Source organism: Prochlorococcus marinus str. MIT 9313 (assembly GCF_000011485.1).
Classification (GTDB): Bacteria; Cyanobacteriota; Cyanobacteriia; order PCC-6307; family Cyanobiaceae; genus Prochlorococcus; species Prochlorococcus marinus_D.
The window spans coordinates 2,093,289-2,117,463 of the sequence record NC_005071.1; the positions used below are offsets into that span (position 1 = coordinate 2,093,289).

Consider the following 24,175-nt stretch of genomic DNA (forward strand, 5'->3'; position numbering starts at 1 on the left):
CCCTTGATTGAAAACAATTGCTGATGGCGAAGTCTGTTGCCCGCTGGGCTCAACAAATCTGGTTTCCCGTGGGCTTAGGGGTGATCCTGCGCCTTATCCAATTACAGGCTCCCATCCTCGGCATCCATAGCTGGCGCCAGGCGGATACAGCAGCCATGGCGAGGCATTTTGCCCTGGAAGGCACACCGATCTGGTTACCGCAAATTGATTGGAGTGGAGCCAGCCCTGGATATGTGGAATGCGAGTTTCCTTTATATCCCTATCTACTTGGCCAGCTTTACAAGCTTGCGGGTCTGCACGAATGGTTGGGACGAGGCCTTTCGGTTTTATGTAGCGCACTAACCATCTTGCTCATCATCCGCATTGGGCGTCGCCTGCTTGATCCGATTAGCGCTTGGTGGGGCGGGGTCTTCTTCGCTGTCCTGCCACTAGGGGTTTATTACGGCCGCACTTTGCAGGCAGAAGCGCTGCTACTGCTACTAGCAGCAATGAGTATCGAGCGTCTGCTTGTCTGGAAACAGCGGCGCTCTCGGTGGGCTCTGCTCACCAGCTGGCTGGCATTTTGCCTTGCCTGCTTGATCAAAGTGCTGCCCTTGATCTGGCTCGGCATACCCCTTTTGGTCGTGCAAATGCAGCCTCAACCACTTGGACCAGCACTGCCACTTGCGACGTTAATTCGAGGCTTAGGAAAACTTGCACGTTCGCCTGGTCCTTGGCTCTATGCGGGTAGCTCAATACTGATTGGAGCCCTTTGGTATGGCCATGCTTTTCAACTTGGCCAAACCAGTGACTTGAGCTTCGGATTCTGGGGCAACAACTCTGATCGCAGCAGCCTGAGCCTGCTGCTGGATGTCAATCTCTGGCTAAACCTATTACTGAGAATCAGCGTACGAAACCTGGCTGTGCTGGGTGTACCGATCGTGATCTTTGGCCTGTGGGAATGCCGCCGAAATGCAGGTGGTCAAATTCTGGCAGCAGGCCTACTCAGCATGGGAGCCTGCACAGCAGTTTTCTTACGAGCAAGCTCCATTCATGAGTACTACCAACTGCCCCTATTGATTTTTCTCTGCCCATTAATGGGAAGGGGCTGGCATTCTTTAACGAAGCTAATTGCATCCAAAAAACTACATGACCAATGGCTGATCAACATCAACCTTGCTCTAATTGTTGCCATCAGCCTCACTGTACTCAATTTTGATTATTGGGCTCTCGAGCGTCGACAAACAGAAATCTGGATGCCATTAGCCCAAAGCATCCGCAAAGAAGTACCAAGCAAGGCTCGGATCGTAAGCGTGACTGGCAGTGATCCCAGTTTGCTGAACCTTGCACAGCGTCAAGGATGGCTCACCAGTGCCAAAAGTATTAATCAGAAACAGCTGCAAGCCTGGGCTGCACAAGGTGCTACCCATCTAGTAGGGAGCCTTAACTGGGAAGAAAGCTTTAAACCTCTCACTCAAGGACATGCAAGAAAGAACCTGCAGGTTCTTTTGTGTAACCAGCCAAACTCCACTTACTGCCCACAGATACCGCATCAAACCTATCTAGTACCAATCAAAGAACTCATCCGATAGCTCATCTACACCGCCAACATGCTTTATCTGAGCAGAGGCGAAAGCCTATGAGATGCTCACCAACATCTTGAGCATTCCTGCTTGGACACCAAGGCCTGCCCACCCCGCCGCCTGAGCCTCGCCTGCCTGGCAATCTTCCTGCTGCTTTGGGCCGCCGCCGCAACTCGTCATGCTCTGCTGCAGAGCAATGCTTACGATCTTGGCCTGTTCGACCAGTGGATCTGGTTGGCCAGTCAAGGATTGCCACCCTATTCATCGATGGAAGGGGTGCATCTGCTAGCTGATCACGGCGCCTGGGCTCTCTATCTGGCAGCCATTCCATATCACTTCCATGCCAGCGTTCAATGGCTACTCGCCAGCCAGGCGGCTGGACTAAGCCTGACAGCACTACCCCTTTGGTGGGTGGGCCGACAAGCAGGCCTTACTCCAAAACTGTGCTGGCTGATCTGCACACTTTGGTGGCTGCAGCCAGTGGTGTTCAACGCCAATCTGTTCGACTTCCACCCAGAGGTATGGGTGATGCCGGCCCTGGCAGCTTGTTACTGGGCCAGTCGAGCCAAAAAAGCCTGGCTCTGGTTTGGCTTACTGCTCTTATTGCTTGGCTGCCGTGATGGACTTGTGCTTGTGGTGGTAGGCCTGGGGTTAGAGCAGGCTTTGCGTAAGCGATGGATCTGGGCCTTTGCAGCCATTGGATTGGCCTTGGGCTGGTTGGCCATGCTCAATCACTGGCTTTACCCCTGGCTGAAAGGAAGTACTGGAGGCCCTAAGGCAGCCGGAGCCCTTTTCTCTTACCTAGGCGACAGTTTCGATGAGGTTCTCTTCAATCTGATCACAAAGCCTCAGTTGCTAATCGAGCATGTGGATTGGATCGGCGGACTGATCTATCTGCTGTTAATCAGTATTGCCGTCGCTCCATTCTGGCGCCGAAACTCCCTACCCGTTCTGATGGGAGGTTTACCGCTAGTTCTGGTGAATCTGCTATCGGAAGAGTCACCGCAACGAACACTGATCCATCACTACAGCCTGCCAATTGCGGTGATAGCTGTTGTAGCTGCCATCGATGGACTGGCTGTACGCCCAAAACAAGCTGTTCCTTGGCGGCTACTGACCTGGAGCACCATCTGCTGGGTAGCCCTTGCTAAGCCCTGGTTTTTTAGTGGGCCTTATCTGGAAAGACTCAATGCATTGACCCCATCCCATGAAGCCATCGCAAACATTCCTAGCAGTAGCCGCCTTGCCACTACCAGTTATCTCGCCCCCCATCTCAGCCAACGCATTGCAATTGACTTCCCCCGCCGCAAAGGAAAGTCTTTAGATCTAGAAAGCTTTGATGTACTGCTTCTCAACCCAAAAGATCCAGGTTGGGGATCCAGCCAAAAACATCAACAGAAGCTATTAAGCAAAGCCAAACAAGCTGGCTGGTGGTGCGAAAGCTGGGACAACGGCTTGGAACTTTGTCAGCGATCCGAGCACAAATCGATCAAACAACCTTAAGACCGCCTTACTGGATTAAAAGCCTGCAAAACGATGCCCCCTCCATGAATGCATGGAGGGGGCTCTCGTCGGGTCCACTCTGGCGCGGAACCATTTGATCAGGGAACAGGTGTAAAAATCAGCCGGCGTTCTCCGCGATCAGCAGACCCTGCATCGAACAACTGGAACTCATGAGCACCTCCTCCTTTGGGGATAACGACAATTCACGAAGCATGCGACGCATGCCTATGTCAGGCAAAGTCACTTCGCTATTGCCAAAGCAAATCAACAGTAACCGGAATCGAGCAGAAGGCACGTTCTGAACCTTCTATTTCATCCAGGCTCAAGTGCTAGCAATGCATCAAGGCAACGTCTTGCATCAGGAGAGGAATCAACGCTATTGCGCAAAACCACCAACCCATCCGCGCAGCTCACCACCCCGTAACGCCCCTCTTCCATGAGTTCCTGCAAGGCCTTATTGATAGATCGCCAACGAGACGTTTCCTGGCGAAACAGTGGCATCAACGAACGGTAATAGCCAGGGAAAGCCAAGACCCATTGAACCGATTCAATTTGATCCTGACGGTTGTAGTACTCGATATGTTTCGGGAAGCGCAAGGCAACTTCCCGTTCCGCCAGCAGCGGCAACAAGGGAGTATCAGCAGCGACCGAGGCGTTATCTGGCACAAGCCCAACGGCATGACGGGCCGTTGCAGCTCGCTGCAGCATGGCGCCCGGCGAGACATGAACCAATGGACTAAAGCTATCTGGTACCAGAGCGGAGAACGTGCGATGGGGATTGCTTGCCAAAGTCAAAACAAGCCCTAGGGCAAGACATCCTGTCCAGAAACGCCGGAACCAAAGATGAGACCAGAAACCTGAATGGGCCTGCCACCAAAGCATTGCGCCCATAAATAACCCTGGAACCAAAGCAAGCACATACCTGAGCGTTACCGACAACGCACTCATGCCCTGGGACACCAAGGCGATGAATAAAGGCACAGCCACCATCAGGGCCACATCCAGCGAAACAAAGGGGATAAAGGCCAAAGGCAACGCTGGCGCCAGCAGAAAAGCCAAGGTGGTTCCAGGGGGAGACACCAAGGCCGCCAGCAAACGAAGCGGATGGGTCACCATCGTCCATAGAACGGTGAAGGTCCCACCAGTGCGGCCTTGCAAAAGATGCCCAAACTTTTCCTGCAGGAAGCGATCAGACAGGGAGGAATCAAACTGGGGCTGAATCCAGCCAGTCATCACTGCCACATAAACCAACGACATCGCCATGACCATGAGGCCGATAGCGCGTGCACCAGGTCGACGAAGCGATGCCCACAATCCAAGTGAAAACAGGGTGAGACCCGCATCTTCACGCACCAACAGCATCAGGAAACTGCAAGCCATAACCTGGCGCCACCCCTGCTTCAGGAGACCATCAACAACCAAAAAGCCCAGTAATGGCAACCAACAAAGGTCGTGAAAGTTTTCAACAAGTGGGCCAATCACGGTTCCACTGAGGTAGTAGGACGCGGTCAAGCGAATCGCCAAGGGTCGCGACAATCGGGCCGACGCCATCCGCCACAACACCAAACCTGCTAGAGCCAACAGGCCCACTTGAATCAACGGCAATGCCCAGCGACCAAAGAGTGCAACTAAGGGCGCTGCCAACACAGTCAGCACATTGGCGTGCTGGCCAAGATGGAGATAGTCGATGCTTGGCAAAGCATCTTGATTCGCAACAGCTGCCGACAACTCCGACGAAAGGCTACTTTCAAAAAAATGACCCCTAGCAGTAGACCAAAGCTCCTGCAAAAAAAGAGCTTGGTCGTAAGTAGCAGTCAGACTTTCAAGGCGCCAAAACTGAATCAGCAGTCCGACCAGCCAAAAGCCGCCAGCCATCCCAAGAACCACCCAAGGGAAGTTGTCTCTGCGATAAGACATCAACCCACTGACAAGAGATGACATTCGCATCATTCCTCAGCTGCCGAAATGAATACTAGAGAGCCGCCAAATACCATCCTAAGGAAGGATAAAGACCAGGAGAAAAGGGCAGAGACAGTCTGGTTAGAGACTTTCCCAAATCCAGTCATCAATGGAATAATAGGCGAAAAAAATTATACTTAACACCAAAAGACAACCTTCACTCATAACATCACTGACTCAGGCGGTAACTTGCTCAATACCGGCAGATATCTATCAACCATTTTAGCGCCCTGACGGATTTGCTAGCAAGACATAGGTTCGCAGCAACCCTAGGCCGAAGGAGAGATAAAGCATCAACTCTGCCCACTCCTGATCAATATTCAGAACCATAGCTGTCGCTGACCTGGTAGCAACAAAATAAGACAAAAACGCAGCACAAAAGAATAGAGGCCAGAAATACCTGGGCAGAAAAAATGTTCCGGCAGGAATTACATCCTCTCGAGATGATCTTGCTTTAAACAATCCAAAAGATGGCCGCCATAACACCAAAACCAGAATCAATACTGACACCAGAAAAAGATTAATATCGAGATAATCTTGAAAAAACTCGAGGTTATGAATTGTTGTCTGATTTTGAGCATTAAGAGCAGCTATGTTATCAGGTGTTCTCCAGCCGAACAAAACCTGACCCCAAGCAAGCTCCTCTAAGCCAACAAAAAGCATTCCCAAAGCAATCATCCCATAAATGGCTCCATGCAAGCGCATCAAGAGACGCCTCCATAAGTCCCTAGAAATCAGCCAAGAGACCCAAGCAGAAGTGAACAGAATTAGAGCCTGCAAGTACTCAAGAATTCCTCCTTCTCCAAGCAGCCGTTTGTAACGCAAAACATCCTGAACGGACAGCTTGAATAGAGCTACAGATCCCATAATAAATAATGCAAGGATCAACATCAATAGAGAGCGACTTGCTCTAGCCGAAGGACTAAACTCCGAAAGCAAAGACCTTAAGAAGGTTGAGCGTCGCAGAAAATTCCCTAAAAAAACTAACAACAGACCAGCGACTCCAAGCTGCAGCTCAGGCCAAGGAGAGACATCTAACGAGAAAGCGCTGACAAATTTATACAGCGAAACTGCAACAATAAATGCCCCAAAATAGATAACAGCCTGGCCGCAAATACGTTGCACAAGCTTTTGTCTAACCACGCTCTCGCGAAGAGAATCACCAGCATCTCGCTGAACCTGGGAATTCGACGGAAGGGGAGTACTCATTAGGCACTGCTCTGTGTCTTAAGGGAAGATTAATACAATCTTAATTGGCCATGTGATAGTCAAGAGAAGAAGCCCATGACAGCCACCTAGGCCATTGACCTCGCCAAAAGACTCATAGCAAAGGACTTCAATCAATAAATTCACTGCTTACTAGGGATTGATTTAAAATTAAAATCCAGCCCTTGATGCCATAAATCTCACGGCATTGCCTGCAGCCAGCAGATCATAATGGGGAAGACAATTTTAAAAATACTTGCCCACAAAGGGCTTCCAGGCTCTAATTACTGCAATCAAAAATCAATACTCAAGCGAGAAGCTGTCGAGCTCTAACTCCTCAGGGGCGCAGATTTCCTTTGAGACGAAATCGGTGAGCTGCAGATCGGCACCCAAACAAACAATGCCGACACGACAAGATCAAAGCCTAAAGGGACACACAGCACCCATCCGAGCAAAAGATCCTTGACTGTCCACATCACTCAAACTGGACGCTGAGGGCACTGGCCAAATGGAGAGGATGAATGAAGACCACTCGAGCGAACGGCTCATTATTAAGTGTAAATACTTATCCACTTTGGCCTACATGGCAAATGGTGGGGCGTGATTCGCAAGAATGATGCAATCCTGTCAACGTTGTCCGTGTACGTCATTGAGCTGGCCCTCAAATTGAGCCCCTTGCCGGTATCGGTGCAGCGAAAAGCATTAACAGATGCGGAAGCCGTTTACCAGCAAGTGCGCAAGTGCCTGGAGAGAGGTCAGCCTCACCTTCTCGAGCTCAGTTGCGAAAAAGTCGAAGACAAGAAAGTCACTGTTTTGGTCAGTGAAATAGTTGCTGTTCAGCTCTATGAGAAAACAGCAGCAACTGGAGGCAGTAAGCGGCCTGGCTTTTCCTTTGAAACCTGAGGCCATGGTGGACGAGAACGCTGATCAAAGCATCTTTAGAGATGGCCCCCCTCCTAAGCTTTGAGCAGGTGAGCTTCATTTGGCCCTGCGGCACAAAAGCCTTGGACCAATGCAGTTTTTCAATTCCAGAACCAGGCCTATGGATGCTCGTAGGCAGCAATGGCAGCGGCAAAAGCACCCTTGCCAAGCTGATCAGCGGTTTATTACAGCCAGAGCATGGTCAGGTGACTTGCATGCTCAAACCTGCTCTGGTGTTTCAAAACCCTGACCATCAACTGCTGTTGCCAAGTTGCGGCAGCGACTTGCTGCTGAATTTACCTAGCGACATCCCAATCAAACAACGCCAACAGCGCATTGGCGATTCCCTAGAGCAGGTTGGTTTGGCCGCCATGGAATCGCGCCCGATTCACACCCTTAGCGGAGGCCAAAAACAACGCCTAGCAATTGCCGGCGCCCTGGCCAGTGAGGCCACACTGCTGCTGCTGGATGAACCAACAGCACTACTAGACCCAGCAAGCCAACAAAGGATTTTGGCAACAGTTCAACAACTTTGCCATCGCTCCCACGCACCCCTGACCGCCCTTTGGGTCACCCATCGCCTAGAAGAACTCGACCATGCTGATGGGGCTGCCAGGATGGAAAACGGCCGAGTAGGAGCCTGGCAATCTGGCCATCTGCTACGACAAAACCTCCAACCCCTTGCAGGTCGGCGGGGATGAAGGGTAGGTTCTTCGGGTTGCAATCCTCGGTAGCTCAGCGGTAGAGCGGTCGACTGTTAATCGATTGGTCGCAGGTTCGAATCCCGCCCGGGGAGTTTTCAGATCCACAGCCGGTGGCTGTGGTTTTTGATTGACTGTTAGAGGGCATCCACAACAGTGCGTGGACAGATTCGGAAGACTTCCTAAAAAGAGGACACCTTTAAGGAATTCGTCAGCCAGTCAAAAGGTCAGTCTGCATGGGAGTTTCAGTGATTGGCCTCTATGCCCCCACAGAGATGCCAATGATGCACCTCAAAGCAAATCTTGAGAGAATCTGACAAGCGCTGACTTCACAGCACCCCGATGATTTCAAATTCCTCCTGGACTCCGATCTAAATGAAGCCTTGCATCCTGCTGATCGAAGACGACCAGGACATGCGTGAACTGGTAAGCAGCCATTTAGAGCACAATGGTTTTGACGTACAGAACGCTGAAGACGGCATCAAAGGTCAGGCTCTTGCCCTTCAGTACACCCCAGACCTGATTTTGCTCGACTTGATGCTTCCCAACGTAGATGGGCTAACTCTCTGCCAGAGGTTGCGTCGAGACGAGCGCACCGCGGGGATTCCGATCTTGATGATCACCGCCTTGGCAGGCACAAAAGATAAGGTCACCGGCTTCAATTCAGGCGCGGATGATTACCTAACAAAGCCTTTTGATCTTGAAGAATTGCAAGTGAGGGTGAAATCCCTACTACGTCGCACCGATCGAGCGCCGGTGGGCACCAACGCTCATCACGAGATCCTCAGCTATGGCCCTCTCACACTCGTGCCTGAGCGATTTGAAGTGATTTGGTTTGAGCGTCCCGTACGGCTCACGCACCTGGAATTTGAGCTGCTCCACTGCCTACTTCAGCGCCATGGACAGACCGTGGCACCTTCTCTAATCCTTAAGGAGGTATGGGGCTATGAACCTGATGATGACATCGAAACCATCCGAGTACATGTTCGCCACCTGCGCACCAAGCTGGAACCCGATCCGCGCAAACCCCGCTTCATTAAAACCGTCTACGGTGCTGGTTACTGCCTTGAATTGCCTACAGGAGGACAACTCGAAGGGATCCAAGACCTCCTAATCCAAGCACGCCAAGAGAGGGAAGCCAGAGAAGCACAAAACAAGCAAGGAGAGCGCGCCAGCGCTTAAGCGCGAGGAATCAATTCCAGCAAAGCCACTTCCCAGGCCAGCCTGGGTTGCACAAACCCCAGCAGGTGTGAACGCAGCCTTTCCAAACGTTTCAGTGGTGTTGGATCAGGCCGTTGGATCCAAAAATGTTGTTGCCACCAATCAATCAGCCAAAGCTGCTGCTCCCCATTAAGAGCCTCCGTAAGGTCCCTCGCCAGAGCTAAGGCTTCCATTGGCTTTTGGGGACGCTCTTCAAGCCGTAGCCAAAACTCCTCTGGGACTGCCTGCCAGAGCCCAAAATTCTGCAACAGCGCCCCAGGAGAACCAGCGGCCATCGCAACCAGTTCCGGCTGATCCAATGCCAACAAGGACGACCCCATCTCAGCTGTGCTCGTCCTGGCCAGAGCAGCCTGCATGTCAGCTGCTTCAAGACGAGCAAAAAGAATCTGTTGGCATCGAGAGCGAATTGTCTTGAGCAAGCGCTCAGAAGCGGTCGAAAGCAGAATCAACAAGCCATGACCTGGTTCTTCCAGCGTTTTAAGCAAAGCATTGGCAGCAGCTTCGGGCATAGACTCTGAAGCTTCAATCACGACCATGCCCCTTGGGGCCTCAACAGGTCGTCGTCCTAGGAATCTTGTCACCCCGCGAATCTGTTCGAGGCGCACCTGTGGGGGGGAACGGCGGTTGACACCTTCTTCCTCTGCCTGGGACTTAGGGACCAAGCGGCCTTGATGCTGATAAGTCGGTTCGACCCAAAGCAGATCAGGATGGTTGAACGCCTCTAGACGACGGCGTTCACGCAGGGCCGGCTTACCACTGCTGATGAGGCCCTCGAGAAAACGCAATGCCGCCAAACTGCGACCCACTCCATCTGGACCAGAAAAGAGATATGCGGGAGCCAGTCGACCCTGACTCAACGCTGCCTCCAGCAATGCAACTGCCAACGGCTGAGCGATCAAATCTTCAAACAGCCCACGCGACTCAATCTCAAGGCTCATCGCATGCTCTCTTGCAAAGGCCCAAAATGGTGCTTCAGCTGGCTCTCCAAAGCAGAACTAACTGACTCAACTTGTTGATCCGCCTGCAACGGCACCCAAGATCGTTCCCTAGCCAAAACAGCAAATCCAGTTGCCACCCTGGTTAAAAAATCAACTCCTTCCGCTTCGATTCGATCGTTAGATCTTGCATCACGCCGAAGCAGACTTTCTTCTACAGGCAACTCCAACCAAAAAGTTAGGTCCGGGACAAGTCCAGCCGTGGCGATCTGCTCGAGTTGCTGAATCAAATCCAGATCCAACTCTCTTCCATAACCCTGATAAGCAAGGGTAGAGCCACTAAAACGATCACTGAGAACCCAGTGCCCCTGCTCAAGCGCCGGTCGGATCAACTGAGCCACGTGCTGGGCTCGATCAGCCGCATACAACAACAGTTCCGCAAGGGGTTCTGGGGAGGCATCCCCAGGCGGGTGAAGAACCAACTTGCGCAAGGCAATACCCAAAGCCGTACCACCGGGCTCACGGGTGAGATGCAACCTTGCACCCTCAGGCATCAAACCGCTGCGTGGCAGCCAGTTGGCAAGGTGACGAAGCTGAGTGGTCTTGCCACAGCCGTCAATACCCTCCAGAACAAGAAAGCGACCACTCATGTAGTACGCAGTGCCAAAGCGTTCACGACCACCGTGATTGAACTAAGGGCCATCAATAGAGCTGCGATGGGTGGGGAGAGCAATAACCCAAAGCCCGGCAACAACAATCCTGCAGCAATTGGCAAAGCAATGAGGTTGTAGCCAAAGGCCCAAGTCAGGTTTTGACGCACTTTTGCCATGGTGCGGCGAGCCAACAAAAGGGCTTCCGGCAAACCCTCCAGGCGATCCCCAAGCAACACCAGATCAGCAGAATCCTGGGCTATCTGCGTGCCGGTACCCACAGCGATACCAAGATCTGCTGCCGCCAGAGCTGGGGCATCATTAATGCCATCGCCAACCATTGCCAACAGTCCAGCCTTGCGAAGACGTTGCAAGCGCTCCAGCTTCTGATCAGGCAACAACTGCCAGCCCAGTTGATGGGGTTGAAAACCCAACTGCTGCCCCAGGCGTTCCACCGCCTGACGTCTATCACCACTAAGCATGGCCAGAGTCATCCCCTGCTCTCGTAATCGATCCAAAGCAACAGACACATCAGGTCGAAGCCGATCATCAATGGCCACAAGGCCCAAAGGCTCTTCCCCCAGAGCCACGGCTACCACCGATTGCCCCTGAAGAGACGACAGCTCAACATCAGCCTGAAGTTCAGCTGTCCAATGAACCCCTTCAGCCTGAAGCCATTCCGGTGTACCTACTCGAACCGTTCCTTCTACACCTTCAAGCTCACCGGCCAGGCCGGAGCCTGGATAGGTACGGGTTGCCAAAGTGGACAGAAGCGAAAGCCGATGCCGTTGAGCCTCTTGCAAAACAGCATGGGCCAAGGGATGGCGACTGTTTTGCTCAAGACTTGCAGCTAGCTGCAACAATTGATCAGGTTTTTTTGTGCCAACAACCCCTGCCACCAAAGGGCGGCCAAGGGTAAGAGTGCCAGTTTTGTCGAAGACAACTTGCCTCAGCGAGGCTGCCATTTCAATCACATCCCCACCGCGAAATAACCACCCCCGGCGGGCCGCCTGACCAGAGGCCACTGTGATCACTGTGGGCGTTGCCAATCCCAATGCACAGGGACAGGCCACGACTAGAACAGCGATGGCAAGCTGTAAAGCCAATCCTAAGGAGGTTTCAGCGACGCCTCCAAGCGGGACATGATGACCATATCCATGCACCAACCCCTGACCCGAAGCGTGCAACACCTCTGGCCAAAGACGTGCACCCAGTTGCCACCAAAACAGAAAAGTCAGCAGTGCCAGGCTGACAACGCCATAGCAAAAGCGACCTGCAACCCGATCAGCCAGGCCTTGAATAGGAGCCTTACGCGCCTGGGCCTGTTCCACCAAACTAATGATTCTTGCCAGAGCTGTCTCAGCTCCCACATGTCGCACTTCTAGCAACAAGGTGGCTTCAAGATTGAGGCTGCCTGAAGTCAGCTCGATTCCTGGAGCTGCCTCCAACGGCAATGGCTCACCAGTAATGCATGACACGTCGACAGCGGAATGTCCCTCCAGCACCATGCCATCAACAGGAATGCGATCCCCTGCTAACAACTGAACCCTCTCCCCAGGCCTGAGAGCACCGACTCTTACCTCACGGATAGTCCCATCACCTGCCAGCAACCTGGCAGTATCTGGCTGCAATTGAGCCAGCTGTTGGAGGGCCCGCCCAGTGCGGAAACGAGCACGCTCCTCAAGGAACCTTCCCAACAAAACAAAGCCGAGCAACATCACGGGTTCATTGAAGAAGCAAGGCCAACCCACCTGAGGCCAAAGCAAAGCAACCAGGCTCGCCAGATAGGCACTGCTAACGCCCAATCCCACCAAGGTGTCCATGGTGGGGGTTAAGGCAAGAGCCGCCCGCGCTCCGCCAACAAGAATCGGCCGACCAGGGCCCAACAAAGCCACCGTGGCCAATCCGGCATGGAAGGGCAAGGCCCCTACAATCACCAGCTCAAGATGTCCACCGGCAGCAAGGTGGCCAAGAACAGACAGCAACAGCAACACCAAGGCCACCATTAACTGACGCCACTGACTCCACCAAGCCCCTAGGGAGTCACGCGTTGAAGGCGTTAGCTGTTCTAATGAGCCCGTATTTCTTGGCTGAGCAGAGAAACCCCGGGTTGCCAGAGCAGCAAGGATCGGCTCAAGAGACTGGCCTGGATCGTTGAGATCCAGCCACGCAGTGCGGGCTACCAAGTTGACACTGGCACGAGCAACACTGGGCTGCTCAAGCAAAATACGCTCTACCGATTGAACGCAGCCGCCGCATTTCATCCCCTCGATATCGAGTGCGACGGATGGATGAGCCAATGGACGGTCGTTGCGGCTCACAGATCGGTGAAATGTTCCCGCACGCTAATGACAATCGTTACGCATAGCCCATCCCATAACAGCAGCCCAAAGATCTCACCAGAGACTCAAAACAGTCTTTTCAGAATAAGACGAGGATAATGGTGTGATTCCTTTATTCACGCCGTGCCACGCACCCAAAACAAAGACAACTTCATTGACAAGACCTTCACGGTGATGGCCGATCTAATCGTGAAGATGATGCCAATCAACGATAAGGCGAAAAGAGCCTATGTGTATTACCGCGATGGCCTATCAGCCCAGAACGCAGGCGACTATGCAGAGGCACTGGAAAACTATGAAGAGAGTCTCAAGCTTGAGGAAAGCCCCTTCGACCGGAGTGAAACCCTCAAGAACATGGCGATCATCTATATGAGCAACGGGGACGAGGACCTCGCTCTTGATACCTATCAGAGGGCCCTTGACCAAAACTCAAATCAGCCCTCCTGCCTAAAGAACATGGGCTTGATTTACGAAAAACGCGGCCGCACAGCGCAAGAAGCTGGTCTGCAAGACGAAGCTGATCGGTTGTTCGACAGAGCTGCAGACGTGTGGACCCAAGCGGTAAGGCTCTATCCCGGCGGCTACCTAGATATTGAGAACTGGCTGAAAACAACAGGCCGAAGCAACATAGACGTCTATTTCTAAAGCGAAAACATCCTTCAGCAGCCATCATCAGCTGGATTCACACCGAGGGCCATGACCAAAGCCTCAGTCACACTCGCAGCCTCAAGTAGTTCCAACTCCAGCTCCTTGCCGATGGGTCCTAGGCCACTGCCCTGCGGCACTACTGCACGATGAAAACCTAAGCGAACTGCTTCCTTAAGACGCTGCCCAAGCTGCCCCACTGGCCTCAATTGCCCCCCTAAGCCCAACTCCCCAAGCAAAACTGTGCCTTTTGGCAGCATGAGATCTCGATAACTGGAAACAACGGCAGCGGCGACACCCAAATCAGCAGCAGGCTCTTCGACTTCTAATCCGCCAGCAACAGCCAGATAACAGTCATAGCGTGACAATGGCAAGCCCATGTGCTTCTCCAATACGGCCAGAATTTGGTGCAAGCGGTTGGTGCCTAATCCTGTAGCGGTACGGCGAGGACTGGCATAGCTGGTTACACCCACCAAAGCCTGCAGATCCACCACCAATGAACGGGTGCCTTCAAAGGCCACGATGGTGGCCACCCCAGAAGCAGACTCACCCTTGAGAAAGAGCTCGCTTGGATTCCCGACTTCAGCTAAGCCCTTCCCCTGCATCTCGAACACCCCAAGCTCATGGGTGGCTCCAAAGCGATTTTTTACAGCCCTCAGAAGGCGATGACTGGCAAATCGATCGCCCTCAAAAGTGAGTACTGCATCGACCAAATGCTCAAGCACCTTGGGGCCCGCCAGCATCCCCTCCTTGGTGACATGGCCCACCAAAACCAAGGCTGTTTCCTGACGCTTAGCCAAACGCTGTAAAGCTGCTGCACACTCGCGCACCTGAGCGACAGAGCCAGGCGCACTGGAAAGCGACCCATCATGCAAAGCCTGAATGCTGTCGATAATTGCCACCGCAGGCCGCAGTGCTTCCAATTCCTCAAGCACCAATTCCAAGTCCGTTTCCGCCAAAAGCTGCAGGTCCGACGTAACCCCCTCAAGGCGCAGCCAACGCAACTTCACCTGCTGGGCAGACTCCTCAGCACTCACGTAAAGCACAGAGTGTTGCAGTGCCATAGCCGTGGCGCTCTGCAACAGCAACGTGCTCTTGCCAATCCCAGGATCACCTCCAACTAACACCATTGATCCAGGCACCAGCCCGCCGCCCAGGACTCGATCCAACTCTTCGTAGCCACTGGCAAGACGGCGAACGGGTTGATCCCCGAGAGAAGCCATCGCCATCGAGCGCCGCGCCACTGGTTCCACGGCCGGATCAAAACTGTTACTGCGGCGGCGGCCATCGGTTGAATGAGCGACCTGTTCGACCAAAGAATTCCAAGTCCCGCAACTGGCGCAGCGACCAAAAAACTGGCTGGTCTTAGCGCCACAGCTCTGACAGACGTAGACGGAAGCAGTGCGCACTTACTAAGATAGGTAAAGAAAGTTGGCTTTAAATGAACCAAAAGGCCGGTACGCCTTAACAGCTCTTATCTAAGATTCATTGATTGCAGCCGCCAAAGAAAAAAATGACGGCCACCAGCCCATCTAAAGAGACGATCCTCGTGGTCGACGATGAGGCCAGCATTCGTCGGATCCTCGAAACCCGTCTCTCGATGATCGGCTATCAAGTGTTCACGGCATGTGACGGCAACGAAGCTCTCGATATCTTCCACAACTGTGAGCCTGATCTTGTTGTGCTCGACGTGATGATGCCAAAGCTTGATGGCTATGGCGTTTGTCAAGAGCTTCGCAAAGAATCGGATGTGCCGATCGTGATGCTCACGGCCCTTGGAGATGTCGCTGACAGAATCACGGGGCTTGAGCTGGGTGCAGACGACTACGTCGTCAAACCCTTCAGCCCTAAGGAACTTGAAGCGCGCATACGCTGCGTGCTTCGACGAGTCGAGAAAGAGCACGTTGCCGGCATCCCTAACTCAGGGGTGATTCAAGTGGCTGAACTAAGAGTCGACACCAACAAGCGACAGGTTTTCCGAGGAGATGAGCGGATTCGCCTTACCGGTATGGAATTCAGCCTGCTTGAGCTACTGGTCAGCCGCTCAGGGGAGCCTTTCAGTCGCGGCGAAATCCTCAAGGAGGTATGGGGTTATACACCTGAACGACATGTAGACACCAGAGTCGTGGATGTTCATATTTCACGTCTTCGCTCCAAACTCGAAGACGATCCCGCCAATCCCGAGCTGATCCTCACCGCTCGAGGTACCGGCTACCTGTTCCAGCGCATCATCGACTCCCTTGCCCCCGAAGGACTCTGATTCCTCCACGGCCTCCGGGCCCCGGAGCAAGACCACCCGCCCCAGAGCCATTAGGCGTCTGGTGATCTGGTATCGCCGCAATGCTGCCGTTACCAGCCTGGTAGGAAGTGCCACAAACTCAGCTTCCGCCGCTGGAAACGTAGCCGGAACAGTTGTTTCCAGTGCTGGATCCGTGGTGTCGAATGCTGGATCAATGGCAGGAAGCATGCTTCAGCCACTCGTTTTTGATCCCCTGCGGCGACTACAAAGCAGCGAAAACAACCCAGAAGCGGAGGACATCAAAAATAGCGATCGGCTCTGGGTTGCCGTCGATGGCATGGGTGGAGACGAGGCTCCTGGCCCCATTCTTGATGGCTGTCTAAAAGCGATTCAAAGACTTCCCCTCCGCATCAAGTTCGTCGGAGAGACCGAAAAAGTGTTAGGCGCTGTCCAAGCCATGGGTCTCACCGAACTCTTCAACCAAGCCACAGCCGCTGGTCATCTGGAGCTTGTCGCAAGCGGTCCCTCTGTGGGCATGGATGAAGAGGCCACTGTGGTGCGCCGCAAACGCGACGCCAGCATCAACCTGACCATGGACCTGGTCAAAAAGGGCGAAGCTCTAGCAATGTATTCAGCTGGAAATTCCGGAGCCATGATGGCCTCAGCCATCTTCCGACTGGGGCGTCTAGCAGGGATAGACCGTCCGGCCATCGGTGCTCTATTCCCAACAAAAGATCCAACACAACCAGTGCTAGTACTGGATGTGGGCGCCAACATGGATTGCAAGCCCATCTACCTCCACCAATTTGCCCTACTTGGCAATATCTATTCCCGCGACGTTCTCCAGGTGGCTCGCCCACGCATCGGGCTTCTGAATATTGGCGAAGAGGAGTGCAAGGGCAACGATCTAGCCATTCGCACTCATGAGCTACTCAGCGAAGAGCATCGGCTTCAATTCGCGGGCAACTGCGAAGGTCGTGATGTTCTTTCAGGGGCTTTCGACGTGGTGGTATGTGATGGCTTCACCGGCAATGTGCTCCTCAAATTCCTGGAGTCTGTCGGCAGCGTGCTGCTTGATGTATTACGAGCCGAACTGCCACGAGGCAGACGCGGCAAGGTGGGTTCTGCGTTCCTACGCAGCAACCTCAAACGAATTAAGAAACGCCTCGACCATGCAGAACATGGTGGGGCACTATTGCTGGGTGTGAATGGCATCTGTGTGATCGGCCATGGCAGCAGCAAGGCGCTATCGGTGGTCAGTGCACTACGACTAGCCCACTCCGCAGCGAGCCATGGTGTCATGGACGATTTAGCCGAACTGCAAAAGGCACCTGTTGAAAGCGCCTAAAGGCGCTCTGCCGAAACGCTGTGATTGACTGACGCCACCTTGGACCACTTGCCCCTTGGCTGAAACGTCCACAATCGGTAGTGGAGTAGCTCTGGTGGGCTGCGGCAGTGCCACACCATCCCAACGGATTAGCAACGACCAACTCGGACAAAGGGTTGACACCAGCGATGCATGGATCCGTAGCCGCACTGGAATCAGTGCCCGACGTGTTATCGGACCGGATGAAACGCTGACAGGCCTAAGCCATCAAGCTGCAGCCAACGCCCTAACAATGGCTGGCTGGGAACCCGAAAGTGTTGATCTGATCATCCTGGCCACATCAACCCCTGATGATCTCTTTGGTTCAGCCCCGCAACTGCAAGCCATTTTGGGAGCTCGCCAAGCAGTGGCTTTTGATCTCACAGCCGCTTGTAGTGGTTTTCTATTCGCCCTGATCACTGCCGCCCAGTTCCTTCGCACTGGTGCAATGCGGCGAGCACTCGTGATCGGTGCGGACCAACTAAGCCGCTGGGTCGACTGGGACGATCGTCGCAGTTGTGTGCTGTTTGGCGATGGAGCCGGAGCTGTTGCTCTGGAAGCAACGAGTGCTGCTCAGAACGGGCTGCTGGGCTTTCAGCTGAAATCTGACGGCAGCCGCGGCGACTGCCTCAACCTGCCGCAAGTTCAAAACCATCTATCCCTGGTAGCGGGTAATAGCCATCAGCAAGGCGGTTTTAAGCCAATTCAGATGAACGGACAGGAGGTCTACAAATTCGCCGTCCGAGAAGTACCTGCCATCCTCCAAACCCTTCTCAAAGCCACCAACACAGCCCCGGAGTCACTGGACTGGCTCCTGCTTCATCAAGCCAATCAACGCATCCTCGATGCAGTAGCAAATCGCTTCGCCATTCCGCAGGCCAAGGTGCTCAGCAACCTGGCTGAGTACGGCAACACATCGGCAGCAACCATCCCACTCATGCTTGATGAAGCCGTACAAGACGGAAGAATTAAACCTGGTCAACTGATCGCAAGCAGCGGTTTTGGAGCTGGTCTCAGTTGGGGTGCAGCATTAATCCGCTGGCATGGGCCCATCTAGGCTCGCGCTAAATCGCTAGACCATTCTGATGTCGATCGCTTGGGTGTTCCCTGGTCAGGGCTCACAAAAGCTGGGCATGGCTGACCCGATCATCAGCCTGCCCGATGCCGAAGAGCGCTTTGCCCTCGCCTCTCGACTACTGGGACGTGATCTCCTTGCGATTTGCCGTGGTAGCGACCAAACCAATCATGACCCGGCCGACCTTAATGACACCCGCAATACCCAACCCGCACTTTTTGTCGTTGAATCATTACTGGTGGATGAACTGCGCAGGCAGGGTCGTGAGGCATCGCTCATCGCAGGGCACAGCCTGGGTGAACTTGTAGCCCTCTATGCGGCTGAGGTTTTTGACGTAAACACCGCCCTGCTGCTTCTGCGACGCCGCTCAGAACTGATGGCCTCAGCCGGTGGTGGGGCCATGACAGCCATCTTGGGCTTTGACCGCACACAGCTAAAAGCTCTGGTAGCAGACACAGAAGGAGTCGTGATCGCCAATGACAACAGTGCTGCCCAGGTGGTTTTATCCGGCACCCCAGAGGCTGTTAGCAAGGTCAGCAGCCAGCTGACCTGCAAGCGAGCGATTCCGTTGCCAGTCTCGGGAGCCTTCCATTCGCCTTTCATGGCCACAGCGGCCACTGAATTTGCAGCTGAACTGGATCAAGTGACTTTCAAAGACGCCCGTGTCCCCGTTCTCTGCAATGCCGATCCAATCCCAACCTGCGATGCCAACTTGCTTAAGCAACGGCTAAAAGATCAAATGACAACAGGCGTCCGTTGGCGCGAAACGATGGATACCATGGCCAGCCAAGGCGTCAACACAGTGGTCGAAATCGGCCCTGGCAATGTGCTGAGTGGTCTGGTCAAGCGATCTCTTCCAGGAGTTGCGACCATCCAGCTGAGCTGTGCTGCAGACCTGGGGAATTGAACTTTGACCCAAACCAAACCCCGCCTGAGCTCAAGCATGCCGGTGCTAATGACACCGCAGCCAAGTCTCACCTATCGACTCGTGAGCTATCTACTGGTGTTTCCCATCTTCCGGGTTCTATTTAGGGGATGCACCTTTGGCAACGAAAATGTTCCGCGTCAAGGTGCTGTTGTGGTCGTCGCCAACCACGGCTCTCACCTTGACCCGCCCCTCCTTGGCCATGCTCTTGGGCGGCCTGTGGCCTTCATGGCCAAAGCAGAACTGTTCCGGATCCCCTTCTTAGGAGCAATCATCCGTGCCTGTGGTGCTTACCCGGTGAAACGCGGCGCCAGTGACAGGGAAGCCATTCGCATGGCCACTGCCCGCCTGAACGAAGGCTGGGCCATAGGGGTCTTCCTTGATGGCACTCGCCAAGCCAACGGCCGCGTCAATGCCCCCATGCCTGGGGCCGCACTGCTAGCGGCTCGCAGCGATGCGCCCCTACTTCCAGTAGCGATCATCAATAGCCACCGTGCCCTTGGTAAACGTGGACAATTACCCCGACTCATACCAATACAACTTCGAATCGGCAAACCGATCCCCCCACCTTCCAGCCGTCGTAAACACGACTTGGAAGCCACCAGCGCAGAACTTCAAAAAAGAATCAATGCGCTGCTGGATCAAGGACTTTTGAGTTCGGCAGAAGAGCGTCTCCGCCGCCAGCGCTGAGTGCCTCTGGCCAGCGCCGCTGCGCCCACTCCTTAAGATCACTGCCTGTAGCCACCCAAGCCCAAGCCCTTAACCAATCGCTGATCCGCTTGCGCAACCCCTCCTCCCGACATTGATTAGCGCAAGAGACAGAAATGCCTGTCAGGCGGATCCCTCTGCTACCAGCCACAACATGACCGACGGCCATGGAACGGGGCAAATGATCCTCACTAGTCACCAATAAGACATGTTGGATGCCCTTTAACCGCAGTTCATCCACAAGAGACGTGAAGTTACCCAGGGTGTCCTTAGCGCGGTAGTCGAGCTGAACCTGACTCAGAGGAATCCCCACCTCACTAACCAACCACTGGGCATATTCCAGGTTGCTACCACCGCTAACCACCAGAGGCAAATTCAAATCCCTCGCTAATCGGATTCCAAGATGCTCACGGTCAACATCACCTCCTAGTACCAAGATCAACTGAGGAGGTTTCCCATTCGTCAGCGCTTGCCGATAAGGACGCAAAGGTCCGGCAGCAATCAGCCAGAACAAGAGGCCTACAACAACAATCGGCCCAGGACGGCACCAACTCCTCAAGACGAGACCACCACCGGAGATGTGGGATAAACAGGCAGCACATCAGTCCAGGCGACCTCCTGGCCCAAACTGTGCGCCACAGCGCACAGTTCAAGCAAATGCTCCACATCCTTAGCCACATCATCTTGGGCATCAAGGGCAGGGAAGGCCTTGAAATCCTCTGCTAACAAATGGGGCGATTCCAACTCCACAACAGCCTTTGCAGCGCCAACGTCTGCAGCCATTTGCAACTGATAACGACCGGCCACAGTTCCTCGCCGCGGCAGGGATTTCACGATCCAAAATGGCTGCTCCATTTGCTCATGGCTTAACGCAACCGCCAAGCGAGGAGCCATCAAAGCAAAACTGCTTACCCCATCGAGGGAACAACCAAGCTGCTGGGCCAGAGTTCTTGCCATCACGACGGTTAAACGAGTCCCGGTAAATCCGCCAGGACCAATGGCCACGGCCAAGCGAGCCAACTGAGGCCAAGAGGCTGCTGGCAAAAGCTCCTCTACACAATTGAGCAAACTATTTGAGAGCCCGCGGCCCAGTGGGAAAGTTGCAGTTCGCCGACTGGTCTTGGGATCGCGGCAATCTTGAACAGCGACACCAAGCGTTTCTGAAGAACTGTGGAGTGCCAAAAGCAAAAAAGCCTTATCTTCTTCCAAGGATGAACCGGGCTGACAGCTCATCGAGGCAGCTCCTGACCAGGGCACAATCGCTTCCAGCGCCCATGATCTAAAAGAAAACTACCGCAGTTCCGTACATCCCATTCCACCCCTGTCACTCCTTCAGGCAAATCAATCACACTGATATGGATGCGTGGGTTCTGAGGCTCCAGATCCGGTGCCGCATTGAGATGGGCAACCCCGTGCTGCCGCTCCACCGCGTGATAGGCCTGGCAACGATCAACCCAGCGGCAGTCGACACAAATACACATGCCCTCCCTTCGCTCTGCTGCACCCATTCTGGAGGGTGATCCCACCATCCGGGTCCAGGCCCTTTGGGAACAATTACATCCTGATCACTGGCCACTATCGATTCAAGACCTTCCTGCTGGAACGGTCTTAGTAGGAGGTGCCGTTCGTGATGGCCTGCTTGGCCGACTTCAGCAGCAACCAGATCTCGACTTCATTGTGCCAAACAAGGCGCTAGAGATCACCCGCAGCCTGGCCAAGACACTGGGAGGCACATGTGTGGTGCTGGACGCCGAAAGGGACATGGCGCGATTGGTCATCAAAGGCTGGACCATCGACATCGCCGCCCAAGAGGGATCCAACCTTGACGAGGACCTTTGGCGGCGGGACTTCCGTCTCAACGCCATTGCCCTCACCCTCGAGGCCACCCCTCAGCTCGTGGACCCAACGGGAGGGCTAAGTGATCTGGAGCAAAAAAAACTTGTTGCGGTACGTGAGCAAAACCTGCTCGACGATCCCCTGAGGTTGCTGCGCGGTCTGCGACTGATGGCCGAACTGCAGCTCAGCCTGGGAAAGCAAACCTTGGCATGGATCAATTGCCACCACAGACTTCTGCCCCAAGCAGCTCCTGAACGAATTCAGGCAGAACTACAACGGATCGTGGCTGCGCCTTGGGCCGATGACGTGCTGCCGCTGCTGCTGCGCACTGGCCTACTGGATTGTTGGCAAAACACCATTGAAAGAATCAGCCGACCAGCACCATGTTTAAAGGTTGCCAAATCCCTCAAACCTGAAGAGCAAGCCGTTGCCCTTCCCTTGGCTCGTCTCACTCATCTGCTCAGCAATGACGGGCTGAGCGCATTGCGCTTCAGCCGACGACAATGTCAACGATGCCAACTCCTTCGTCACTGGGAAGAACGCAACGACGGTATGGCGTTTGCAAGCCTCAGCGAATTGGATCGGCTGCAATTGCACCTCGATCTAGAAACAGACCTTCCAGCCCTCATCCTGCAGCTCCCGCACATCAGCCAGGTGCAGTGGCTAGAGCGTTGGCGGAACGCGGATGATCCTCTGTTCCACCCGTCACCACCTGTGGACGGCTATGCACTGCAAAAGACCCTCAAACTCCCCAAAGGACAAGCTCTAGGTGAGCTGCTTCGCCATCTCTGCCAAGAAAAAGCCTTTGGTCGGGTACAGAATCGAAAGCAAGCTTTTAAGGCGGCAACTTACTGGTGGGAACAAAAACAAACCTTGCTGTGATTAACTGCACTGGCAATAAGGACATCGATCGGCCTGATCCACATCCTTTTCTCATTCCCCTCTCTTTTTCATGAGCGTTCGCCTTTACATCGGCAACCTGCCGCAAACTTTTGAAAGCAAAGAGCTGGAAACGCAGCTGGCCAGCGTTGGAGATGGGATTCGCTTCAAGGCAGTTCTCGACCGAGAAACTGGAGGTTGTCGTGGATTCGGCTTCGCCAATGTCAATGATGAGAAAATTGCCAATGCGGTAATTGAACAGTTCAATGGCCGAGAATTCAACGGAAACAACTTGCGGGTTGAGCGTTCTGAACGCCGCAATACAAACGAAGGATCCGGTGGTGGTTCACGCCGCAACGGTACAAATTCAAGCGGCAATGCCCCAGGATCAGCCAGAAAATCGGCCAACAAAGTTGTACACAGTGATGCGCCTGCTGAAGAAGCACCCGACCCACGCTGGGCTGGAGAACTTTCAAAACTGAAGGATCTCCTCGCCAATCAAAAGACAACTGTTTGAACTGAACCGTTACTCCTCTTTCAAAAGAGGTTTGTCTAGCCTCAGCGTGCTTGGGCCATCAGATATGACAGAGGAAGATCAACCAACTTCATCCAGCGACTCACATAAGCCCGATTATTAAAAACATCATAGTCCAAGCGTTCGATGGAATCGAGGATCCCTCTATAAAGCCGCAATGAAGCCCATACTGGCCAACGGGCATCTTGAGATAGCCAGCGCACTCCAGCTTCCGACCGGGCAAACCACTCGCGAGCACGCTCCAATTGGAAAGCCATCAAATCCTTCCAAGCACTATTCAAACGTCCAGCCATCAAATCAGCTTCTGAATAACCAAATCGGTCGAGATCTTCCTGGGGAATGTAAATACGGCCACGACCACGGTCCTCTCCGACATCACGAAGAATGTTGGTCAGTTGATTGGCAATTCCCAGAGCGATAGCAGCATCTGATGTCTCTGGAGAAGAACTCCAAGGGGCTGTTGTGTATGCAGGGTCAAGACCCATGACGTGCTGGGTCATCAAACCCACAGTGCCTGCCACTCGATAGCAATAGAGCTCTAGCTGCTGAAAGGTGGCGTATCGATGCTGATTCAGATCCATGCGCTGCCCCTCAATCATGTCCAGATAAGGCTGTATGGACTGAGGGAAACGTTCAAGAGTGTCTGCCATGACCGCATCGAGGCCATCCAGCACCTGGCCAGCGAACATGGCTCGAGTGCGTTCTTCCCATTGATCAAGCCGATTCGCTAATTCTGAAACAGGACGCGTCTGAGCCTCTGCGCTATCCATCAGCTCATCAGTTCGCCGACACCACACATAGATGGCCCAAATCGCTCTGCGTTTGATCGAAGGAAGCAACATGGTGCCGAGATAGAAGGTTTTCGCCCACTGAGCTGTTTCCTTCCGACAAGCCTCATAAGCCTCATCAAGACTCAAGCAAGCCTGAGCATTGATAATCGACGAATCCGGCGCTAGCTGAGTCATTC

General features: G+C 53.8%; 24 protein-coding genes and 1 tRNA gene. 14 read left to right on the forward strand and 11 right to left on the reverse strand.

Going from position 1 to position 24,175, the window contains the following annotated elements; all coding sequences use genetic code 11:
- Positions 1-23 precede the first annotated feature (23 nt).
- Both AKG35_RS10555 and AKG35_RS10560 read left to right on the forward strand, forming a co-directional pair.
- A complete protein-coding gene (locus AKG35_RS10555) occupies positions 24-1,571 on the forward strand; it encodes an ArnT family glycosyltransferase (RefSeq protein WP_011131347.1) in 1,548 nt (515 codons plus the stop codon).
- Positions 1,572-1,652: 81 nt separating this feature from the next.
- Positions 1,653-3,065, forward strand: coding sequence for a DUF2079 domain-containing protein (locus tag AKG35_RS10560; RefSeq protein WP_011131348.1), 1,413 nt, complete (start codon positions 1,653-1,655; stop codon positions 3,063-3,065).
- A gap of 118 nt (positions 3,066-3,183) precedes the next feature.
- Here AKG35_RS10560 and AKG35_RS13075 read toward each other — a convergent pair whose 3' ends face one another.
- The 3 genes from AKG35_RS13075 to AKG35_RS10570 form a co-directional block, all read right to left on the reverse strand.
- Positions 3,184-3,360 carry a hypothetical protein gene (locus tag AKG35_RS13075; RefSeq protein WP_157859887.1) on the reverse strand — a complete coding sequence of 59 codons (177 nt, stop codon included), beginning with the start codon at positions 3,358-3,360 and terminating at the stop codon, positions 3,184-3,186.
- Positions 3,361-3,377: 17 nt separating this feature from the next.
- Positions 3,378-5,006 carry a DUF2079 domain-containing protein gene (locus AKG35_RS10565; RefSeq protein ID WP_157859888.1) on the reverse strand — a complete coding sequence of 543 codons (1,629 nt, stop codon included), beginning with the start codon at positions 5,004-5,006 and terminating at the stop codon, positions 3,378-3,380.
- Between the two features lie 240 nt (positions 5,007-5,246).
- A complete protein-coding gene (locus tag AKG35_RS10570) occupies positions 5,247-6,233 on the reverse strand; it encodes a hypothetical protein (protein WP_011131350.1) in 987 nt (328 codons plus the stop codon).
- A 636-nt stretch (positions 6,234-6,869) separates the two neighbouring features.
- Between AKG35_RS10570 and AKG35_RS10575 the strand changes: the two genes are divergently transcribed.
- From AKG35_RS10575 to AKG35_RS10590, 4 genes are all read left to right on the forward strand, one after another.
- Positions 6,870-7,133, forward strand: a complete 264-nt coding sequence (locus AKG35_RS10575) for a hypothetical protein (protein WP_041384706.1) — start codon at positions 6,870-6,872, stop codon at positions 7,131-7,133.
- Between the two features lie 41 nt (positions 7,134-7,174).
- On the forward strand, positions 7,175-7,852 hold the full coding sequence (locus AKG35_RS10580) for an ABC transporter ATP-binding protein (protein WP_011131352.1): 678 nt from the start codon (positions 7,175-7,177) through the stop codon (positions 7,850-7,852).
- A gap of 23 nt (positions 7,853-7,875) precedes the next feature.
- A tRNA-Asn gene (locus AKG35_RS10585) sits at positions 7,876-7,947 on the forward strand.
- A 280-nt stretch (positions 7,948-8,227) separates the two neighbouring features.
- Positions 8,228-9,034: a response regulator transcription factor gene (locus AKG35_RS10590; protein ID WP_011131353.1), complete on the forward strand. Its 807-nt coding sequence runs from the start codon at positions 8,228-8,230 to the stop codon at positions 9,032-9,034.
- On the opposite strand, the gene AKG35_RS10595 is transcribed toward AKG35_RS10590, so the two are convergent.
- The 3 genes from AKG35_RS10595 to AKG35_RS10605 are packed head-to-tail and all read right to left on the reverse strand — an operon-like array spanning position 9,031 to position 12,979.
- On the reverse strand, positions 9,031-10,011 hold the full coding sequence (locus tag AKG35_RS10595) for a DNA polymerase III subunit delta' (protein WP_011131354.1): 981 nt from the start codon (positions 10,009-10,011) through the stop codon (positions 9,031-9,033). The genes AKG35_RS10590 and AKG35_RS10595 overlap by 4 nt on opposite strands.
- Positions 10,008-10,658 (reverse strand): dTMP kinase, encoded by a 651-nt coding sequence (gene tmk / locus AKG35_RS10600; RefSeq protein ID WP_011131355.1) that lies wholly within the window; start codon positions 10,656-10,658, stop codon positions 10,008-10,010. The genes AKG35_RS10595 and tmk overlap by 4 nt, the downstream gene beginning before the upstream one ends.
- Positions 10,655-12,979, reverse strand: a complete 2,325-nt coding sequence (locus AKG35_RS10605; RefSeq protein WP_011131356.1) for a heavy metal translocating P-type ATPase — start codon at positions 12,977-12,979, stop codon at positions 10,655-10,657. The genes tmk and AKG35_RS10605 overlap by 4 nt, the downstream gene beginning before the upstream one ends.
- A gap of 144 nt (positions 12,980-13,123) precedes the next feature.
- On the opposite strand from AKG35_RS10605, the gene AKG35_RS10610 reads away from it, so the two are divergent.
- Positions 13,124-13,645, forward strand: coding sequence for a photosystem I assembly protein Ycf3 (locus tag AKG35_RS10610; RefSeq protein WP_011131357.1), 522 nt, complete (start codon positions 13,124-13,126; stop codon positions 13,643-13,645).
- 14 nt (positions 13,646-13,659) lie between these two features.
- On the opposite strand, the gene radA is transcribed toward AKG35_RS10610, so the two are convergent.
- A complete protein-coding gene (gene radA / locus AKG35_RS10615) occupies positions 13,660-15,054 on the reverse strand; it encodes a DNA repair protein RadA (protein ID WP_011131358.1) in 1,395 nt (464 codons plus the stop codon).
- 104 nt (positions 15,055-15,158) lie between these two features.
- Between radA and rpaB the strand changes: the two genes are divergently transcribed.
- The 5 genes from rpaB to AKG35_RS10640 are packed head-to-tail and all read left to right on the forward strand — an operon-like array spanning position 15,159 to position 19,940.
- The gene (gene rpaB / locus AKG35_RS10620; protein WP_011131359.1) at positions 15,159-15,905 is read left to right on the forward strand and encodes a response regulator transcription factor RpaB; all 747 of its coding nucleotides are present in this window, start codon (positions 15,159-15,161) and stop codon (positions 15,903-15,905) included.
- Positions 15,886-17,232, forward strand: a complete 1,347-nt coding sequence (gene plsX / locus AKG35_RS10625) for a phosphate acyltransferase PlsX (protein ID WP_011131360.1) — start codon at positions 15,886-15,888, stop codon at positions 17,230-17,232. The genes rpaB and plsX overlap by 20 nt, the downstream gene beginning before the upstream one ends.
- 55 nt (positions 17,233-17,287) lie before the next feature.
- On the forward strand, positions 17,288-18,307 hold the full coding sequence (locus AKG35_RS10630) for a beta-ketoacyl-ACP synthase III (RefSeq protein WP_011131361.1): 1,020 nt from the start codon (positions 17,288-17,290) through the stop codon (positions 18,305-18,307).
- 28 nt (positions 18,308-18,335) lie between these two features.
- Positions 18,336-19,232, forward strand: a complete 897-nt coding sequence (gene fabD, locus AKG35_RS10635; RefSeq protein WP_011131362.1) for an ACP S-malonyltransferase — start codon at positions 18,336-18,338, stop codon at positions 19,230-19,232.
- A 36-nt stretch (positions 19,233-19,268) separates the two neighbouring features.
- Positions 19,269-19,940: a lysophospholipid acyltransferase family protein gene (locus AKG35_RS10640; protein ID WP_197524587.1), complete on the forward strand. Its 672-nt coding sequence runs from the start codon at positions 19,269-19,271 to the stop codon at positions 19,938-19,940.
- Here AKG35_RS10640 and AKG35_RS10645 read toward each other — a convergent pair.
- The 3 genes from AKG35_RS10645 to AKG35_RS10655 are packed head-to-tail and all read right to left on the reverse strand — an operon-like array spanning position 19,876 to position 21,439.
- On the reverse strand, positions 19,876-20,517 hold the full coding sequence (locus AKG35_RS10645) for a YdcF family protein (protein WP_041384709.1): 642 nt from the start codon (positions 20,515-20,517) through the stop codon (positions 19,876-19,878). The genes AKG35_RS10640 and AKG35_RS10645 overlap by 65 nt on opposite strands.
- Positions 20,514-21,191 carry a tRNA (adenosine(37)-N6)-threonylcarbamoyltransferase complex dimerization subunit type 1 TsaB gene (gene tsaB / locus AKG35_RS10650; protein WP_011131364.1) on the reverse strand — a complete coding sequence of 226 codons (678 nt, stop codon included), beginning with the start codon at positions 21,189-21,191 and terminating at the stop codon, positions 20,514-20,516. The genes AKG35_RS10645 and tsaB overlap by 4 nt, the downstream gene beginning before the upstream one ends.
- Complete coding sequence (locus tag AKG35_RS10655) at positions 21,188-21,439, reverse strand: Ycf34 family protein (protein WP_041384710.1); 252 nt, start codon at positions 21,437-21,439, stop codon at positions 21,188-21,190. Before AKG35_RS10655 ends, tsaB begins: the two co-directional genes overlap by 4 nt.
- On the opposite strand from AKG35_RS10655, the gene AKG35_RS10660 reads away from it, so the two are divergent.
- On the forward strand, positions 21,438-22,676 hold the full coding sequence (locus tag AKG35_RS10660; RefSeq protein ID WP_011131366.1) for a tRNA nucleotidyltransferase: 1,239 nt from the start codon (positions 21,438-21,440) through the stop codon (positions 22,674-22,676). The genes AKG35_RS10655 and AKG35_RS10660 overlap by 2 nt on opposite strands.
- A gap of 70 nt (positions 22,677-22,746) precedes the next feature.
- Complete coding sequence (locus AKG35_RS10665) at positions 22,747-23,190, forward strand: RNA recognition motif domain-containing protein (RefSeq protein WP_011131367.1); 444 nt, start codon at positions 22,747-22,749, stop codon at positions 23,188-23,190.
- Between the two features lie 41 nt (positions 23,191-23,231).
- Here AKG35_RS10665 and AKG35_RS10670 read toward each other — a convergent pair whose 3' ends face one another.
- The gene (locus AKG35_RS10670) at positions 23,232-24,173 is read right to left on the reverse strand and encodes a phytoene synthase (RefSeq protein ID WP_011131368.1); all 942 of its coding nucleotides are present in this window, start codon (positions 24,171-24,173) and stop codon (positions 23,232-23,234) included.
- Between the last annotated feature and the right edge of the window lie 2 nt (positions 24,174-24,175).

Bases quoted from the DNA above. Each gene is read 5' to 3' on its own strand.
- AKG35_RS10555 (WP_011131347.1), top strand. From the start codon at position 24: ATGGCGAAGTCTGTTGCCCGCTGGGCTCAACAAATCTGGTTTCCCGTG.
- AKG35_RS10565 (WP_157859888.1), bottom strand. From the start codon at position 5,006: ATGTCATCTCTTGTCAGTGGGTTGATGTCTTATCGCAGAGACAACTTC.
- AKG35_RS10570 (WP_011131350.1), bottom strand. From the start codon at position 6,233: ATGAGTACTCCCCTTCCGTCGAATTCCCAGGTTCAGCGAGATGCTGGT.
- AKG35_RS10580 (WP_011131352.1), top strand. From the start codon at position 7,175: ATGGCCCCCCTCCTAAGCTTTGAGCAGGTGAGCTTCATTTGGCCCTGC.
- AKG35_RS10590 (WP_011131353.1), top strand. From the start codon at position 8,228: ATGAAGCCTTGCATCCTGCTGATCGAAGACGACCAGGACATGCGTGAA.
- AKG35_RS10595 (WP_011131354.1), bottom strand. From the start codon at position 10,011: ATGAGCCTTGAGATTGAGTCGCGTGGGCTGTTTGAAGATTTGATCGCT.
- tmk (WP_011131355.1), bottom strand. From the start codon at position 10,658: ATGAGTGGTCGCTTTCTTGTTCTGGAGGGTATTGACGGCTGTGGCAAG.
- rpaB (WP_011131359.1), top strand. From the start codon at position 15,159: ATGACGGCCACCAGCCCATCTAAAGAGACGATCCTCGTGGTCGACGAT.
- fabD (WP_011131362.1), top strand. From the start codon at position 18,336: ATGTCGATCGCTTGGGTGTTCCCTGGTCAGGGCTCACAAAAGCTGGGC.
- AKG35_RS10640 (WP_197524587.1), top strand. From the start codon at position 19,269: ATGCCGGTGCTAATGACACCGCAGCCAAGTCTCACCTATCGACTCGTG.
- tsaB (WP_011131364.1), bottom strand. From the start codon at position 21,191: ATGAGCTGTCAGCCCGGTTCATCCTTGGAAGAAGATAAGGCTTTTTTG.
- AKG35_RS10660 (WP_011131366.1), top strand. From the start codon at position 21,438: ATGCCCTCCCTTCGCTCTGCTGCACCCATTCTGGAGGGTGATCCCACC.
- AKG35_RS10655 (WP_041384710.1), bottom strand. From the start codon at position 21,439: ATGTGTATTTGTGTCGACTGCCGCTGGGTTGATCGTTGCCAGGCCTAT.
- AKG35_RS10665 (WP_011131367.1), top strand. From the start codon at position 22,747: ATGAGCGTTCGCCTTTACATCGGCAACCTGCCGCAAACTTTTGAAAGC.
- AKG35_RS10670 (WP_011131368.1), bottom strand. From the start codon at position 24,173: ATGACTCAGCTAGCGCCGGATTCGTCGATTATCAATGCTCAGGCTTGC.